Raw genomic sequence first — 15,868 nt, forward strand, 5'->3', positions numbered from 1 at the left:
CCTACGCGGCGCTGCGTTGCGCCTCAAGCGCCAGCCAGCCGCGCTCGTCGATGGTGATGCCGACAGTGTCGTAGCTCGCAATCGCGGCATGCTGTGTCGGCAACGGATGCGCGTGTGTGGCGTTGATCACCATGACCGAAGCTTGCGCCGCCTCGGCCGCCGCGATGCCGGCCGGGGCATCCTCGAACACCAGGCAGTCGCGCGCATCGACGCCGAGTCGTTCCGCGCCAAGCCGAAAACAATCGGGCGCCGGCTTGCCACGGGAAACGTCTTCGGCCGCAACGATGACCGCGGGGACAGGAATGCCAGCAGCCTGCATGCGTGCAAGCGCCAAAGAGCGTGGCGCCGAGGTGACGATCGCCCAGCTCTCGCCTGGCAGCGCCTTGAGAAAGGCCACGGCGCCGGGGATCGGGACGATGCCGTCCAGATCGGCGGCCTCGACCTTCAGCAGCAAGTCGGCCTCATGCGCCGGATCGACGCCTGGAAGGGCAAGGTTGGTGATGGTCTCGATCGCCCGCACGCCGTGGATCGTCGGCAGGAAGGCGGCGACGTCGAGGCCGTGCCGGCGTGCCCAATCGCTCCACACCCGCTCCGCCGAGGCGATGGAATTGATGAGGGTGCCGTCCATGTCGAAAAGGAAGGCGGCGAATTTTCTGCCAGCAAACATGATTTTCCTTGAAATCCGGGGAGCGTATCGAGGGAGGGCGCAACCGTAACGTCAAGGCGCGGACATGGAAAGGCACGAGGGTGTATTTTGGAGCGGTCCAGGGAACCACAGCCACCTTGCGACGTTTCAACGGCATTGTTTTTCACGACGATCAAAGGGGACCTGCGATGCTGATCCGGCTCGGCTACGAAATCTCCATTGAATGCATCGAGGCCACTCCGGTGATTTCGCTGCTCGAGATCCACAAGGACAGGCAGGCCGACATCAAGCGGCAGACGCGGGTGCTGACATCGCCTTCGGTGCCGACCAAGCTCTACCATGACCTGCATGGCAATGGTTGCCGCCGCTTCACCGCGCCAGCCGGCACCTTTCGCATCCTCTACGATGCGGTCATCGAGGACAGCGGCGAGACGGACGAGGTCAATACGCTGGCGAGGGAAGTGCCGGTGGCCGAATTGCCGGACGAGGTGCTCGGTTACCTCCTTGGCAGCCGCTATTGCGAGACCGATCACCTCAGCAACCTCGCCTGGCAGCTGTTCGGTCATCTTCCCTCCGGCTGGGCGCGGGTGCAGGCGATCGTCGACTATGTCCACAACCGGCTGTCGTTCGGCTACGGCTATGCGCGTTCGACCCGCACGGCGGCGCAGGCGCATGAGGAACGGGTCGGCGTCTGCCGCGACTTCGCCCATCTGGCGATCACGCTCTGCCGCTGCATGAACATTCCGGCGCGTTATGTGAACGGCTATCTCGGCGACATCGGCGTGCCGGTCGATCCGGCGCCGATGGATTTCTCGGCCTGGATGGAAGTGTTCCTCGACGGCAAGTGGTACACGTTCGATCCACGCCACAACCGGCCCCGGACCGGCCGCGTCGTCATCGCGCGCGGCCGCGACGCCACCGACGTGCCCTTGCTGCACAGCTTTGGCCCGCACCGGCTCAGCCTGTTCAAGGTGTGGACCTATGAACAGGAAGGCAATCTGTTCAATCCGCCCTATCACGGCATCGACAGGACGGTCAGCGCGCAGATGCTTGCCTAGTCCTCGATGGCGTTTTGCGTCCGCAATCTCGGAACAGTTGCTCCGCTTCGGCACATAGACCCTGTGCCGCAACAGGACGGCGCGGAGCATTCCCCGATTGCCTGGATTTGAGCATGGTAAGCGGTCCGTAAACACGGCCGAAGCCGCGTTTTCCCGTTTACCGGTCGTTCACCTTTGCAAAGGGCGAAATCCAACAAAAACAACAGGTTGATGGTTCGCGACTCGGTTTTGGCGCTCGACGAGCGGCTTCCGGCTGGAATCCTGCATTGCCCTCATTGCGGCGACGAGGCCGAGGCATGCGGAGGCTGTTGGATGCGAAATTACGGGGGTCTTGTTCACGCGGTCGGCGGGTTCGCCAGACATCGCGGTGGAAATTTCGCGGTCCTGTTCGGCTTTGCTGCCTCGGTCTTGGCGCTAGCGGGCGGCTTCTCGGTCAACATCTCGCAGCTCTACAACGCCAGATCGAGCCTGCAGGGCGTGGTCGACGCCGCGGTGACATCGACGGCGCGCGACCTGACGACCGGGGTCATCAAGGAAGCCGATGCCAACAAGGCGGTGAAAGCTTTTCTCGACGCCAACGGCACCGCCGGAATTCTGCAGGCGGGCCAGGTCGCCCTTGACCGGCTGATCGTCGACAAGACCGCTAAAACGGTCCAGGTGGACGCCCACGTCGATGTCGCCTTGTTCTTCCCGGTTTTCGGCATGGGCGACACGAAACGCGTCACAGCGTCTACGACATCGCTCTATTCGGACAAGACCATCGAAGTGGCGATGATGCTCGATGTGACCGGATCGATGGCCGGTCAGAAAATCAAGGACCTGAAGACCGCCGCGGCCAATGCGGTGGACAGTTTCCTGGGTAGCCAGGATCCGAACAGGCCACGGGTGCGCGTTTCGATCGTGCCCTATGCCAATTCGGTCAATGCCGGTCAGCTTGCCGCCAGCAGCGTCTACGTCGAAGCCAATGCCAGTGAGCGCAAGCAGGCGCCCGGCAATGCAAGCGCTCAGTCTGCCTCGGCATCGCCGCGCCCGGACAATTGCGCCACCGAACGCAAAGGGGCCGATCAGTACTCGGACGCGGGTCCTGACTCCAGTATGGTCAACCGCGACTATCTGCTGTCGGGCTTTGCAGCGAACACACGCACCGCCGCTTGCCCGGTCGCGGCGCTCGTGCCTTTGACGGCCGACGCCGCCACGCTCAAGAATGTCATCAAAGATCTTGTCGCCTCGGGCGGCACCGCCGGCCATATCGGCGTCCAGTGGACGTGGTACATGCTTTCGGAAAGCTGGGGCAGCGTGCTCAATGCTTCGCAGCGGCCTGCCAGGTTCGATCCGAAGAAAGTTGGCAAGTACGCAATCCTTATGACGGACGGCGAATTCAACCTGTCCTATTTCGACGCCACCGGCGTTGACGGGGTTTACAACGACGCCGGCAAGGAAACGACCCGCACGGCGGCGACAAAACTCTGCGCGGCGATGCGCAACAAAGGCATAGAAATCTTCACGATCGGCTTCAAACTCGATGAGGCGAATGCAGTCACGACGCTGCAGACCTGTGCCAGCCCCGATACGGGTTCAGTCAAGCACTTCTACCAGGCCGCCGACGGCATCGAATTGGATACGGCCTTTCAGACGATCGCCCGCAACATCGAAACCCTTGCGTTGACGAAATAGGGGCTCGGCCCAAAAGGAAAAGGCCGCCGCTTCTTTCGAAGCCGGCGGCCTTCCGTGTTTCCGTCCATGGCGCGGCCTGTGGCGGCAACCTATGAGGTCGCCAGCCGCGCATCTCGCGCCTTAACGGGAAGACTGCTTCCCGAAAGTGCAATCCGCTGAGGCCACGTTCTGGAAAACGAAATCACTCGACATCGGATCACCTCCTTTCGATTTGTTGAACACATCCTCATGATGGGGTGCGTTGCAGCAAATGACAAGTGCCATGCTGAAAAAGGCGCCAAGCCGGGAAAAGCCGCCTAATGCGCGTCGCGTTGAAACGGATTCATACGATGCGCTTTAAGCTTCTGTCGTTATGCATGTCGTCTCCCCAAAACCGAGGTTCACTTTTAGGCGACATATATTAGCAGATCAGCGGGCTTCGGCTTGCGATCCACGGCCCAAACGGACAACATGGCGTTATCGGGTCACGGGAGGGGACCATGGATGCCACCGAAAGAGCCGCGCGCATCGTTCGAACGGTGATCGAGGCGCTGAAGCCGGGCTTTGCCGTCAGGCTGTGGACCGGGGAACGGATTGGTCCCGCCAGCGGTCCGGTGCTTGCCATCAACGATCAGGACATCGTCTGGCAGTTGGCCCGCCGGCCGAATTTCTCGACGCTGCTGGAGATGTGGATTTCCAGGACCATCGACGTCGAGGATGGATCGCTGTTCGATCTCTACGCGTTGCCTTCAAAGGGCAAGCTGAGGTTGAAGGCGCTGCCGAAGCTGGCGATCCTGCGCGACCTGCCCGCCGTCCTGTTCTCGCGACGACAGATGACGAAACGGGCCGATCTGGCCGGGCGCAATCCTTTCGTCAGCGGCTCGAACAAGCAGGCGATCGAACATCACTACGACATTTCGAACGCCTTCTACCGGCTCTTCCTCGACGAGCGCATGGTCTACACCTGCGCCTATTTCACCGATTTCGCCAATGGCATCGACCAGGCGCAGCAGGACAAGCTCGACCATATCTGCCGCAAGCTCAGGCTGAAGCCCGGCGACCGGCTGCTCGACATTGGTTGCGGCTGGGGCGCGATGCTGATCCATGCCGCCAAGCACTATGGCGCCATCGGCCATGGCGTCTCGCTGTCCGAGGAGCAGACCCGGCTGGCGCGCGAGCGCATCCGCGCCGAGGGGCTGGAGGACAAGATCACCATCGACATCAAGTCCTACACCGAACTCGACGGCAGTTACGACAAGATCTCGTCCATCGGCATGTTCGAGGCCGTCGGCCTCGCCAACCACGCCACCTACTTCTCGACCGTCCACCGGCTGCTGAAGCCGGGCGGCATCTATCTGCACCACGCCATCACAAGGCGCGGCAAGGGCGGCACGCGCAAGACGCTGCGCAAGGGTGCGGAATACAAGGCGCTGATCAAATACATCTTTCCCGGCGGCGAGGTCGACACGATCGGCATGACGCTCGGCAATCTCGAGGCGCATGGTTTTCTCGTCGCCGACGTCGAGAATCTGCGCGAGCACTATGCCCGCACCTGCTGGCTATGGGCCGAGCGCCTGCAGGCCCGCTTCGACGAGGCGATCGCCGAGGTCGGCGAACCCAAGGCGCGGCTCTGGCTGCTTTACCTCACCGGCTGTTCGATCACCTTCGATCGCGGCTCGGCGCAGATTTTTCAGACCGTCGTCACCAAGCGCGCGCGGGGGCCAAGCGGCCTGCCGCCGACGCGGGCGGATCTTTATCGGTAGCGCGAGCCGCTCGCGCCTTACTCGGCGATGCCAAGCGAGGCGATGTAAGCCGCCGAGGCGGGGATCTTGGACTTGTCCCTGATCTCGATGATGAGGCGCGGATTGCTTTCGAGTTTCGCCAGCGCGGCAAAGACCGAGCGCCATTGGATCGTGCCTTCACCCAGGCTCCAGTGACGATCGGCGTAGCCGTCGGCATCCTGCAGGTGGATGTGCTGCAGGCGGTTGCCGGCAGCATGCACATAATAATCGACCGGCGGAGCACCGGTCGAGCCATGGGCATAGTAGGCGTGGCCAGTGTCTATCGAGACGGCGACCGCGGGGGAGTTGAAGCTGTTGGCCAACGCCACGCGGATATGCGGATCCTTGTCCTCGATATTCTCCAGGACCATCGTGCAACCGATGTCCTCGGCCCGCCTGACGGCGTCGCGTAAGGTGAGCTGGCAATACCCGACGATTTTCTCGCGCTCGCCGGGATTGTTGTCGAGATTGTTATAGGACCAGGTCGTATAGGGGCTGTGAACAACCATCTGCGTCGCACCGATGGCGGCGCAGACCTCGATACCCTGGACCAGCCGTTTGCTCACGACATCGCGAATATCGGGGTCCTGCGAGGCAATGGTGAAACCCCAGAAAGGCCCGTGAATTCCGAGGCGCCCCTTATGTCCGTCGAGAAGTTTTCTGGCGCGGGCGGCGAGTGGTGCCCAGTCGCCGTTGAGAACACTGGCCTCGGCAAAGCTCTGCAATTCCAGGTCACGCTGTTTTTCGAAGAGCCAGTCGCGATGGATTTCGAGGTCGGCGAGCGTCATGGCAGCGCCAAGAACGGGTAAGGAAGTCATCGGTACTCCGATCGGTGAGATTTCAAGGTGTCGGGCAGCAAGACGGATCGCGCCGAGGGGTTGTATGACGCCGTTTTCTGTCATGCGTATTACACGCTGCGCCAAGCCTGCCGCGAGGTGCCAGGATTATGCGGCCGCCATGTGGCCTGGCGTTGGTGGTATGATCTAGACGAAGCGCATCGGCGCGCCGATCTCGACGCGGGCCGGCTGGTCGACCGTGCAATAGACGCCGAGATTATGGGCGTTGTGGCGGACCAGGTTGCGCAGGATACCGGGATCGTGCTCGAAGCCGTCCTGGGCGATGATGGTGAAGCCGCAGCGGCGGCACGGTTCGGAAATCGTCAGCAGCAATTCGCCGATTGCCAGCTTGCGGCCGATCCATTCCGTTTCGGGAAACGAGCCTTCGACCGCCGCCATGTCGACGACGATGTTGGGGCGGAAACGGCGCGGGTCAGCGGCACCATCCGGATGCAGCGCCTTCAGCCGCGCCAGCGAGGCCGTGGTCAAGAGATGGATCGGCGCCTTGGTATAGCGGGCCGCGGTGACCGGACCGGCATAGGCCGGTGGCGCATTCTCCCGGCCGAACGGCCGGATAGAGGCAGCGAAGCCGAGATAGGCCGATATGGCGCGGTCGCATTCCACACTGGGTGCGCTCAGCCAGTCGCCGTCAGGGACGGCGACCTCCAGGTCGCGATCATTGGCCAGGCGGGTACGAATGCGCGGCACCTTGTGCCATTTCGCCTCGCGATCGGGCCGCGCAATCTCGTTGTCCGAGATATCTACGAGGCCGAACATGCGATCGCCCGCCATGCCCGCCGGCCCGACCAGGATGGCGTCCAGGCGCTCGCCGGCGAGCGAACTCGCCGGATAGCGCCAGAGCTGGCTGACAGAACCCATTGCCGCTTCGCCTGCCATCAGCCCTTCTTGTTCTGCCGGTTGGCGATGAGGTCATCGACCACCGCCGGGTCGGCCAGCGTCGAGGTGTCGCCAAGGGTGGCGAAATCGTCCTCGGCGATCTTGCGCAAGATGCGGCGCATGATCTTGCCGGAACGGGTCTTGGGCAGGCCCGGCGAGAACTGGATCTTGTCGGGTGAGGCGATGGCGCCGATTTCCTTGCGGACATGGGCGATGAGCTCCTTGCGCAGTTCCTCGGTCGACTCGACGCCCTTCATCAAGGTGACGTAGCTGTAGATGCCCTGGCCCTTGATGTCGTGGGGATAGCCGACGACGGCGGCCTCCGAGACCTTGTCATGGCTGACCAGCGCCGATTCGACTTCGGCCGTGCCCATGCGGTGGCCGGAGACGTTGATGACGTCGTCGACGCGGCCGGTGATCCAGTAATAGCCGTCGGCGTCGCGGCGGCAGCCATCGCCGGTGAAGTACTTGCCCTTGTAGGTGGAGAAATAGGTCTGCACGAAACGGTCATGGTCGCCATAGACGGTGCGCATCTGGCCGGGCCAGGAATCGGTGATGCAGAGATTGCCGTCGGCCGCACCCTCCAGCACCTTGCCTTCGCCGTCGACCAGCTGCGGCTTGACGCCGAAGAAGGGGCGCGTCGCCGAGCCTGCCTTGAGATCAGTGGCGCCCGGCAGCGGCGTGATCAGGATGCCGCCGGTCTCGGTCTGCCACCATGTGTCGACGATCGGCACCTTGCCGTTGCCGACGACGTTGAAATACCACTCCCAGGCCTCCGGGTTGATCGGCTCGCCGACCGAGCCCAGCACCCGCAGCGACTTGCGCGAGGTCTTCTTCACCGGGTCGTTGCCGGCGCCCATCAGCGCCCGCAGCGCCGTCGGTGCGGTGTAGAAGATGTTGACCTTGTGCTTGTCGATGACTTCCCAGAAGCGCGACTGCGACGGGTAGTTGGGCACGCCCTCGAACATCAGCGTGGTGGCGCCATTGGTGAGCGGGCCATAGACGATGTAGCTGTGGCCGGTGACCCAGCCGACATCGGCGGTGCACCAGTAGATGTCGCCGTCATGGTAGTCGAAGACATATTGGTGCGTCATCGAGGCGTAGACGAGGTAGCCGGCGGTGGTGTGCAGCACGCCCTTCGGCTTGCCGGTCGAGCCTGAGGTGTAGAGGATGAACAGCGGATCCTCCGCCTTCATCTTTTCAGGCTTGCACTCGGCCTTCACCGTCGCGACTTCATCGTGGTACCAGAGGTCGCGGCCGGGCGCCCGGCCGATCTTGCCGCCGGTGCGGCGCACGACAATGACGTTCTTGACCATCACATGTTGCCTGGCGGCGATGTCGATGGCCTTGTCGGTGTTCTCCTTCAGCGGGATCGGCTTGCCGCCGCGTAGGCCCTCATCTGCGGTGATGACGAAGGTCGATTCGCAGTCGACGATGCGTCCGGCCAGTGCATCGGGCGAGAAGCCGCCGAAGACGATCGAATGGATGGCGCCGATACGCGTGCAGGCGAGCATCGCATAGGCGGCTTCCGGGATCATCGGCATGTAGATGGTGACGCGGTCGCCTTTCTTGACGCCGTGCTTCTTCATCACATTGGCAAGCCGGCAGACATGCTCGTAGAGCTCGTTGTAGCTGATCTTCTTGTCGTCGTAGGGGTTGTCGCCTTCCCAGATGATGGCGGTCTGGTCGCCACGCTTCTTCAGGTGGCGATCGATGCAGTTGTAGGAAACATTGGTCAGCCCGTCCTCGAACCATTTGATCGAGACCTTGCCGTCGAAGGAGGTGTTCTTGACCTTGCTGAAGGGCTTGAACCAGTCGATGCGCTTGCCGTGCTTGCCCCAGAATTTGTCCGGGTTCTTGATGCTGTCGGCATACCATTTGAGATAGGTGTCATTGTCGATCAGCGCGTTTTTCTTCCACGCCGGCTGGACGCGATGGACATGAACCTCGGACATTCCTGACTTTCCTCCCGAACCAATCCGTCGGCTTGAAACGCCGGCGGGATCGCGGCGAAGCAGCCGCGAATTCGGCGGCATTATTACCAGTTCCGCCGAGACGGCAACATTAGACGTTGGATTCGCGCGGCTGGATGCCGCAGGGGCACCGCCAAGTGCTGTCAGCACTCGGGCAGGTCCGCTGCTAACTGTATGTTTTCGCGTCGAAAAGCCTATTTCGATCAGGAAAAATCAATAGACAGTTAAGCAACCGCGCGCACACTCTGACGTTGGGAGGACAGGAGAATCAATTTGGGGACCGCCATGCGCGACCATTCCGAAATGGACCTGATGCTCAAAGGGTATGGCCTGACCACGGCCAAGATTCTGTATCACTTTCCCGACCACCCGCATCTGCTGCAGAGCTTCATCTGGCAGGACTACGATCTGGCCCCGAAGTTTCCGGTGCTGATCAAATTCATCGAATTCTGGAAGGCCGAGCTCGACGGGCCGCTGCACTCGGTTGTCTACACGCACCAGAAGCTGATCGCGCCGAATGAATGGCGCAAGGTGGACGGCGAGTTCGTCCTGCACTGACGCTGCTGCAGACGATCTGTTTCCATTCTTGTGCGGCGACAGCAATGCGGCCGTCGGCTATCCTTTGCGGGCGGCGCGGCAAGGCAGGGTGCCCAGGGCGGCGTCCGCGATCGGGAGAACGGACATGACCGCTTTCGACTATGCCGCGCTGCTGCTTCGTCTCAGTGTCGGCGGCCTGTTTCTTGCCCATGCCTATCTGAAATACGCCATCTTCACGCCGAAAGGCACAACCGACTATTTCCAGTCGCTCGGCGTGCCCGGTTATTTCGGCTTGATCGCCATCGCCGCCGAAACGGCCGGCGGTCTCGGCCTGATCTTCGGCGTCGCCACGCGGCTGGCGGCGATCTTGCTCATTCCCCTGATGCTGGGCACGATCGTGCTCGTGCACGGCAAGAATGGTTTCTGGTTCACCAATGCAGGCGGTGGCTGGGAATATCCGGCGCTGTGGATCGTCTGCCTGATCGTCATCGCTCTGATCGGCAGCGGCCAGCCGGCACTTTGGCCGATCTGGGGATAGGGCACTCCGGGGCCTGGGCCGTGCGCCGCACGACCCAGGCGGGAGATGTCACACCGCCGGCGGGTTGAGCCTGGCGAAACCTTCCTGGCGGCGATAGGGGAAATACGGGTAGGGCGCGGTGACTTCGCTTGCCGCGTCGAGTTTTTTCACCTGTTCCGGCGTCAGCGACCAGCCGACGGCGCCGAGGTTCTGGCGCAATTGTTCCTCGTTGCGGGCGCCGATGATGACGGAGGAAACGGTTGGGCGTTGCAACAGCCAGTTGATGGCGATCTGCGGCACGGTCTTGCCGGTTTCCCCGGCCACCGCGTCAAGCGCATCCATCACCCGGTAGAGATGCTCGTCCTCGACCGGCGGGCCGAAGCTTGCCGTGTCATGCAGCCGGCTCTTTTCCGGCAGAGGCTGGCCACGGCGGATCTTGCCGGTCAGGCGACCCCAGCCGAGTGGGCTCCACACCAGCGCGCCAACGCCCTGGTCGAGGCCGAGCGGCATAAGTTCCCACTCATAGTCGCGGCCAAGCAGCGAGTAGTAGACCTGATGCGCAGCGTAGCGCGGGTAGCCGTGCTTGTCGGCTTCCGCCAGCGACTTCATCACTTGCCAGCCGGAGAAGTTGGAGACGCCGACATAGCGCAGCTTGCCGGCGCGCACGAGCTCGCCCAGCGTCGACAAAACCTCCTCGATCGGGGTGCCGGCATCGAAGGCGTGCAGCTGCAACAGGTCGATGTAGTCGGTGCCGAGGCGCTTCAGCGCGGCGTCGACGGATTTGATCAGCCGTGAACGCGATGAGCCGTAGTCGGCCGGGCCGTCACCCATCGGCAGCGAGGTCTTGGTCGAGATCAGCACGGCGTCGCGGCGGCCTTTTATCGCTTCGCCGAGCACCTCTTCCGAAGCGCCGTTCGAATAGACGTCGGCGGTGTCGAAGAGATTGACGCCGGCTTCAAGGCAAATGTCGATCAGCCGCCGCGCTTCGACGGCGTCGCTGTTGCCCCAGGCGCCGAACAGCGGGCCGGAGCCGCCAAAGGTTCCCGCGCCGAATGAGAGTGCGGGCACTTTCAGGCCCGAAGTGCCGAGACGTCGATAATCCATGGTTTTATCCTTTCAATTGCAATTCTAAGTCAGGTGCCGGTCTGCTCAGTTCCCGATCCGTTGGCCAAGATCGATGGCCTCGGCCATGGCCCGGTTTCCCTTGTCACCGGGATGCAGATGGTCGCCGGAATCGAATTCCGGCAGCAGGCGTGCCGGATGTGCGGGATCGCGGAGCAACGCATCGAAGTCGACGACGGCGTCAAAGGCGCCACTGGTTCTGATCCAGTCGTTGACTTTCTGGCGCAACGCCTCCTTCTCCGGCGTGTAGTAACCCTCGAGCGGCGTGCCGCTCAGCGCGCCCTCGAAAGGTGTCAGCGTACCGCCGAGGATGATGAGATTGTGGGCGTGCGCCTGGGCGGCGAGCTGCAGATAGCCGTCGGTGAGTGCCGCCAACGATGGCAGGGATTTTCCAGACACAAAGGGCGTGCCTGGCCAGCTGATGTCGTTGATGCCGATAAGCAGCACCACAGCCTTGGCGCCGGGCTGGGCCAGCACGTCACGGTCGAAGCGCGCCGATGCTTTGACGCCCATCGCGTCATCCGGGAGCCTGGCTCCGGATATGCCCGCATTGAGCACCGCAATATGGTTCGAAGCGAGACGCTTTGCCAGGAAGTCCGGCCAGCGATTGTCGGCGTCCAGCGTGGCGCCATTGCCGTCGGTGATCGAATCGCCGATCGCGATCACCGCGCCATGATTTGCCGGCGCGTCGATGAGAACTTCGCTGACCAGGATGCGCGCATCGGTGGTTTGCGCGGCGGCGATTGTGTCGGAAGCCGTCTGATTGCCGTCGCCGATATAGGCGGTCTGTTTGCCGTCCCAATGGAAGGTGGAGATCGGCGTCGCCCGAGGCAGATAGATCGATATGGACAGGTGACTCAAGGCGTCGAGGGGCAGGTCCACCGGATCGCTGACCAGAGGCGCGCCCGCCGGAACTATCGCCTTGGTCTGGCCGCCGAAGGTAACGACGTGGTCGGTGCCGGCGACGATTTTGGAACCCTCGCCAGCAATCGCGGCATGCGCTTCACCGATCTGAATCGGTGCGTTGGTATATTCGTTCGACAGCACGATGCGGAATTGCTTGCCGCCAATGCTGGTGCGGATCGTCTGGCGTATCGTCTGGTTCTCGAGCTTCGGCGCTATCTTCACCGGCAAGGCGAAGTCGGGACCCCATGTCGGTTGCGGGCTGGCAGTCCAGGTGCCGACCCAGTCCTGCTTCTCGCCTGACATCGCGGGGTTGACGATCAACGTAGCCGCCAAGGCGAGCGCGGCGAGGGTCAGGCGCTTTGTCGCAAGGGCGACGATGGTGCGGCGGACAAGATGTGGCATAGGTGTCTCCTCTCTGGTTTTGATCTCATGGCGTCTGTCGGGATGGATTCCGAAGGTCACTCTATGGATGCGGGGCGCGCGGCAGCCGGGACCAGCCGCTCTTCATGTCTGTCGAGACGCAGTGCCAATCCCGCCACGCCGAGCGCTGCGACCGGCAGCAAGGCGGCGACCCAGGTGAGTGAACCCAGCCCCAGGCCATGGGCGATGACCGCGCCACCAAGCCAGGCACCGGCGGCGTTGCCGAGATTGAAGGCGGCGATGTTGAAGGACGAGGCAAGGCTCTGGCCGGCGCCTTGCGCCTTGTCCAGCACCCACATCTGCAGCGGAGCCACGGTAGCGAAGGCGGCGGCCCCGAGCAGGCCGACATAGATGACGGCCATGACCTGGCTGTGGATGGCGAAGCTCATGGTGGCGAGCACCAGCACTAGCACCACAAGGCTGCCCAGCACGGCCGGCACCAGCCAGCGGTCGGCGACCTTGCCGCCGGCGAGATTGCCGGCGATGAGACCGCCACCGAAGACGAGCAGGATCGGCGACACGGCGGCTTCCTTGAAGCCGCTGATCTCCGTCAGCAGCGGGGCAATGTAGGTGAAGACGGCGAAGACGCCGGCATAGCCGAGCACGGTGGTGGCGAGGCCGAGCAGGACGGGCGTACGGCGCAGCACGGCGAGATCGGCGCGCAAATCGCTCTTCTCGGGTGCCTCTTGGCTGCGTGGCACCAGAGCCAGGATGACGGCGAAGGCCGCCAGGCCGACCAGGGTCACTGCCCAGAAGGTGGCGCGCCAGCCAAAGGCCTGGCCGAGCCAGGTGCCGAAGGGCACGCCGAGGATGTTGGCGATGGTGAGCCCGGTGAACATCAATGCGATCGCCGAAGCCTTCTTGTTGGGCGCGACCAGGCCGGTGGCGACCACCGAGCCGACGCCGAAGAAAGTACCGTGGGCAAAGGCGGTGATGATGCGGGCGCCCATCAGCGTCCAGTAGTCGGGCGCCAGCGCACAGGCGAGATTGCCAAGCGTGAAGATCGCCATCAGCACCAGAAGCACGGTCTTGCGCGGCCAGCTGCCGGTGGCGATGGTCAGCAGCGGCGCGCCAATGACGACGCCCAGCGCATAGCCCGAAATCAGCTGGCCGGCGGCCGAGATCGAGACGCCGAGATCCTTGCTGACATCGAGCAGCAGACCCATGATGACGAATTCGGTGACACCGATGCCGAAGGCGCCGGCGGCGAGGGCGTAGAGACCAAGAGGCATGGCGGTTTCCACTTCCAAGACGGGCCGTTAAGGCGACGAGCGCCTTGTCCAACCCGCGCCCCGACCCGAAAGATCGTGTCGCCATGCACTGTGAACCAGACTTGCGCCGGGCACATTGTCTGTGAAATAGATTCACAGATGGCCAGACCCGACATCAATCGCTCCGGCGAGATCGAAGTCTTCGTGCGCGTCGTCGAGGCGGGCAGCTTTTCGGCCGCGGCACGCGCGTTGCGCATGACCCCGTCGGCCGTCAGCAAGCTGATCGCGAGGCTGGAAGCCCGGCTTGGCGCGCGGCTGGTCAGCCGGTCGACACGCAAGCTGCAGCTGACACCGGAAGGAACAGCATTCTACGACAGCGGGCTGCGCATCCTCGCCGACATGGCGGCGGCCGAGCGCGAGGCAGCGGCGGGTGCCGCACCGCGCGGGCGGCTGCGCGTCAACACCTATGTGCCGTTCGGGGTGCACCGGCTGATCCCGCTGCTGCCGCGCTTCCTCGAACGCTACCCCGAGATCTCGGTCGATCTGGTGCTGACCGATAGCGTCATCGACCTAATGGCCGAGCGTGCCGATGTCGCCATCCGGGCTGGGCCGCTCGGCGAATCACGGCTAGTGGCGCGCAAGCTCGGGCAGAGCCCGGTGGTGGTGGTTGCGGCTCCCTCCTATCTCGAAACGCAGGGCATACCGTTGACGCCAGCCGATCTCGAAAGCCACAATCGCATGGGCTTCGGCTTCGTCAGGCATATCGACGGCTGGCCGTTCCGCGACGCCGAGGGCCGCGCCATCATGATCCCGATCACCGGCAACACGCTGGTCAGCGACGGCGAAGCGATGCGGCTGATGACGCTGGCCGGGGCCGGTATCTCCAGGCTGGCGCGCTGGCACGTGGCGGCCGATATTGCCGCCGGCCGCTTGGTGGCGCTGCTGGAGGATTTCAATCCGGGCGATGAAGAGGCCACGCACGCCGTCTATGTCGGCCAGGGCCGCCATCTGCCGGCGCGGGTGCGGGCTTTTCTCGATTTCCTGGCCGAGACTGTGCGGCTCTGACGAAGCGCGGCTTTCAAGGTCTGTTCGACAACCCAGCGGGGGCAGGATATGAAATCCCATCCGTCGTCGCAGGCGCCTCGCGCCAAGGCACCCGGAGCGTTGGCAATTCAGGAGGCGTGAATTGGTCCGCTTGTCCTTGGCCACGGCATCGCTGCTTGCCATCGCGACATTGCTGCATGCTCCAACGATCTCCGAGGCAGCCGAGGTCTCGACGGCTGCGGTGCCCGCTCCAAACGCCCAACCGGATGACGTCAAGCAGCTCCTTTCCGTGGCTTTGGCTGAAACCGAGGATTTCTGGGGCGCCACCTTCAAAGCCGGCGGATTGAAATATGAGGAGCCCAAGCTGGTGCTGTATACCGGCACTATCGCCACCGCATGCGGCCCTGTTGCAGGGACATCATACTGCGCGAGCGACCATAGAATTTATCTCGATCCGGCGTTCCCCGAGCTTCGAGAGATTGGCTTGACCGGCGATTTCGCCAAGGCGTTGATTGTCGCCCGAGAGGTTGGGCACCATGTGCAGAACATCTCGGACGTTCCGCACCCTGATGTAACCGACGGGAACCAGGAAGCCGCTATCATCCGATCGGAACAGGTGGAGCTCCAGGCCGATTGTTTTGCCGGCCTATGGAGCCGCTATGTTCAGGACAAGGGGTTGCTGGAAGACACCGATCTGACTGAGGCCAGGCAACTGCTTCGATCTCTCGGAGATGATCAGGCGGCAAATGCCTCCAAAGACCCGAACGCAAAAAGGTACGGCACATCGCAACAGCGTATCCGCTGGTTTGACCGGGGCCTTGCTGGAAAGACGATCGCGGATTGCGATACCTCCAGCAATCCGCTTTGATGCCGAGCCCGGCCTGTCGGATGAGTGATTACTCGCCGATAGACTTCAGTGCTTTCCTGATCTGTTCAATGACGGTGCCGATGTCCGATCGCCCGGATGTGTATTCTCCATCCGGGTCATAATATGCGTCCCGCAGCCGCTCCAAACGAGAAATGACGGCGGCTGCGTAGTCATGCGCCGTACCAGCGACGACGACCTTTTCGAATTCGGCTTGCGCGGCACTGACCGCACCGACGCAGACTTTCCAATCGTAAGGGCTGGCAGAAGCCGCAGCTTGGCGATCAGCCATGATCGCGACAATCCGGTCTCGAAATTCATCGGCGGATGATGCCATCATCGCCCCTGACATCCCGGTATGTTGCTCCGTCGTCATGATGGTAGCTGTGAACACGCGTCCGG

The 15,868-nt window shown here is 62.9% G+C and carries 15 protein-coding genes; 7 read left to right on the forward strand and 8 right to left on the reverse strand.

Annotated features, from left to right (window positions below; all coding sequences use genetic code 11):
- Position 1 precedes the first annotated feature (1 nt).
- Positions 2-667, reverse strand: coding sequence for an HAD-IA family hydrolase (locus DBIPINDM_RS19215; protein WP_258588708.1), 666 nt, complete (start codon positions 665-667; stop codon positions 2-4).
- A 167-nt stretch (positions 668-834) separates the two neighbouring features.
- Between DBIPINDM_RS19215 and DBIPINDM_RS19220 the strand changes: the two genes are divergently transcribed.
- From DBIPINDM_RS19220 to DBIPINDM_RS19230, 3 genes are all read left to right on the forward strand, one after another.
- Positions 835-1,704 carry a transglutaminase-like domain-containing protein gene (locus DBIPINDM_RS19220; RefSeq protein ID WP_258588709.1) on the forward strand — a complete coding sequence of 290 codons (870 nt, stop codon included), beginning with the start codon at positions 835-837 and terminating at the stop codon, positions 1,702-1,704.
- Between the two features lie 312 nt (positions 1,705-2,016).
- Positions 2,017-3,378 carry a pilus assembly protein gene (locus DBIPINDM_RS19225; protein ID WP_258588710.1) on the forward strand — a complete coding sequence of 454 codons (1,362 nt, stop codon included), beginning with the start codon at positions 2,017-2,019 and terminating at the stop codon, positions 3,376-3,378.
- Between the two features lie 479 nt (positions 3,379-3,857).
- On the forward strand, positions 3,858-5,120 hold the full coding sequence (locus DBIPINDM_RS19230) for an SAM-dependent methyltransferase (protein ID WP_258588711.1): 1,263 nt from the start codon (positions 3,858-3,860) through the stop codon (positions 5,118-5,120).
- A gap of 17 nt (positions 5,121-5,137) precedes the next feature.
- Here DBIPINDM_RS19230 and DBIPINDM_RS19235 read toward each other — a convergent pair whose 3' ends face one another.
- The 3 genes from DBIPINDM_RS19235 to acs all read right to left on the reverse strand — a co-directional run bounded on the left by DBIPINDM_RS19235 (position 5,138) and on the right by acs (position 8,826).
- Positions 5,138-5,956, reverse strand: coding sequence for a sugar phosphate isomerase/epimerase family protein (locus DBIPINDM_RS19235; RefSeq protein ID WP_258588712.1), 819 nt, complete (start codon positions 5,954-5,956; stop codon positions 5,138-5,140).
- A gap of 165 nt (positions 5,957-6,121) precedes the next feature.
- Positions 6,122-6,871, reverse strand: coding sequence for an MOSC domain-containing protein (locus DBIPINDM_RS19240; RefSeq protein WP_258588713.1), 750 nt, complete (start codon positions 6,869-6,871; stop codon positions 6,122-6,124).
- The gene (gene acs, locus DBIPINDM_RS19245; protein ID WP_258588714.1) at positions 6,871-8,826 is read right to left on the reverse strand and encodes an acetate--CoA ligase; all 1,956 of its coding nucleotides are present in this window, start codon (positions 8,824-8,826) and stop codon (positions 6,871-6,873) included. The genes DBIPINDM_RS19240 and acs overlap by 1 nt, the downstream gene beginning before the upstream one ends.
- Before the next feature lie 303 nt (positions 8,827-9,129).
- Between acs and DBIPINDM_RS19250 the strand changes: the two genes are divergently transcribed.
- Both DBIPINDM_RS19250 and DBIPINDM_RS19255 read left to right on the forward strand, forming a co-directional pair.
- Positions 9,130-9,402, forward strand: a complete 273-nt coding sequence (locus DBIPINDM_RS19250) for an usg protein (RefSeq protein ID WP_258588715.1) — start codon at positions 9,130-9,132, stop codon at positions 9,400-9,402.
- 124 nt (positions 9,403-9,526) lie between these two features.
- Complete coding sequence (locus tag DBIPINDM_RS19255) at positions 9,527-9,919, forward strand: DoxX family protein (RefSeq protein WP_258588716.1); 393 nt, start codon at positions 9,527-9,529, stop codon at positions 9,917-9,919.
- 48 nt (positions 9,920-9,967) lie between these two features.
- On the opposite strand, the gene DBIPINDM_RS19260 is transcribed toward DBIPINDM_RS19255, so the two are convergent.
- The 3 genes from DBIPINDM_RS19260 to DBIPINDM_RS19270 are packed head-to-tail and all read right to left on the reverse strand — an operon-like array spanning position 9,968 to position 13,578.
- Positions 9,968-11,002, reverse strand: a complete 1,035-nt coding sequence (locus tag DBIPINDM_RS19260) for an aldo/keto reductase (protein WP_258588717.1) — start codon at positions 11,000-11,002, stop codon at positions 9,968-9,970.
- A gap of 45 nt (positions 11,003-11,047) precedes the next feature.
- Entirely contained in the window at positions 11,048-12,328 is a 1,281-nt protein-coding gene (locus tag DBIPINDM_RS19265; protein WP_258588718.1) for an SGNH/GDSL hydrolase family protein, read from the reverse strand.
- 56 nt (positions 12,329-12,384) lie between these two features.
- On the reverse strand, positions 12,385-13,578 hold the full coding sequence (locus tag DBIPINDM_RS19270) for an MFS transporter (protein ID WP_258588719.1): 1,194 nt from the start codon (positions 13,576-13,578) through the stop codon (positions 12,385-12,387).
- A 138-nt stretch (positions 13,579-13,716) separates the two neighbouring features.
- Here DBIPINDM_RS19270 and DBIPINDM_RS19275 point away from each other — a divergent pair, with 138 nt between their 5' ends.
- Entirely contained in the window at positions 13,717-14,622 is a 906-nt protein-coding gene (locus DBIPINDM_RS19275; protein ID WP_258588720.1) for a LysR family transcriptional regulator, read from the forward strand.
- Between the two features lie 121 nt (positions 14,623-14,743).
- A complete protein-coding gene (locus tag DBIPINDM_RS19280; RefSeq protein WP_258588721.1) occupies positions 14,744-15,469 on the forward strand; it encodes a neutral zinc metallopeptidase in 726 nt (241 codons plus the stop codon).
- A 28-nt stretch (positions 15,470-15,497) separates the two neighbouring features.
- Here DBIPINDM_RS19280 and DBIPINDM_RS19285 read toward each other — a convergent pair whose 3' ends face one another.
- Entirely contained in the window at positions 15,498-15,842 is a 345-nt protein-coding gene (locus DBIPINDM_RS19285) for a hypothetical protein (RefSeq protein ID WP_258588722.1), read from the reverse strand.
- Between the last annotated feature and the right edge of the window lie 26 nt (positions 15,843-15,868).

This window comes from Mesorhizobium sp. AR02 (assembly GCF_024746835.1).
Lineage (GTDB): Bacteria > Pseudomonadota > Alphaproteobacteria > Rhizobiales > Rhizobiaceae > Mesorhizobium.

Bases quoted from the DNA above. Each gene is read 5' to 3' on its own strand.
- DBIPINDM_RS19255 (WP_258588716.1), top strand. From the start codon at position 9,527: ATGACCGCTTTCGACTATGCCGCGCTGCTGCTTCGTCTCAGTGTCGGC.
- DBIPINDM_RS19285 (WP_258588722.1), bottom strand. From the start codon at position 15,842: ATGACGACGGAGCAACATACCGGGATGTCAGGGGCGATGATGGCATCA.
- DBIPINDM_RS19235 (WP_258588712.1), bottom strand. From the start codon at position 5,956: ATGACTTCCTTACCCGTTCTTGGCGCTGCCATGACGCTCGCCGACCTC.
- DBIPINDM_RS19230 (WP_258588711.1), top strand. From the start codon at position 3,858: ATGGATGCCACCGAAAGAGCCGCGCGCATCGTTCGAACGGTGATCGAG.
- acs (WP_258588714.1), bottom strand. From the start codon at position 8,826: ATGTCCGAGGTTCATGTCCATCGCGTCCAGCCGGCGTGGAAGAAAAAC.
- DBIPINDM_RS19275 (WP_258588720.1), top strand. From the start codon at position 13,717: ATGGCCAGACCCGACATCAATCGCTCCGGCGAGATCGAAGTCTTCGTG.
- DBIPINDM_RS19240 (WP_258588713.1), bottom strand. From the start codon at position 6,871: ATGGCAGGCGAAGCGGCAATGGGTTCTGTCAGCCAGCTCTGGCGCTAT.
- DBIPINDM_RS19265 (WP_258588718.1), bottom strand. From the start codon at position 12,328: ATGCCACATCTTGTCCGCCGCACCATCGTCGCCCTTGCGACAAAGCGC.
- DBIPINDM_RS19270 (WP_258588719.1), bottom strand. From the start codon at position 13,578: ATGCCTCTTGGTCTCTACGCCCTCGCCGCCGGCGCCTTCGGCATCGGT.
- DBIPINDM_RS19260 (WP_258588717.1), bottom strand. From the start codon at position 11,002: ATGGATTATCGACGTCTCGGCACTTCGGGCCTGAAAGTGCCCGCACTC.
- DBIPINDM_RS19220 (WP_258588709.1), top strand. From the start codon at position 835: ATGCTGATCCGGCTCGGCTACGAAATCTCCATTGAATGCATCGAGGCC.
- DBIPINDM_RS19250 (WP_258588715.1), top strand. From the start codon at position 9,130: ATGCGCGACCATTCCGAAATGGACCTGATGCTCAAAGGGTATGGCCTG.
- DBIPINDM_RS19215 (WP_258588708.1), bottom strand. From the start codon at position 667: ATGTTTGCTGGCAGAAAATTCGCCGCCTTCCTTTTCGACATGGACGGC.
- DBIPINDM_RS19225 (WP_258588710.1), top strand. From the start codon at position 2,017: ATGCGAAATTACGGGGGTCTTGTTCACGCGGTCGGCGGGTTCGCCAGA.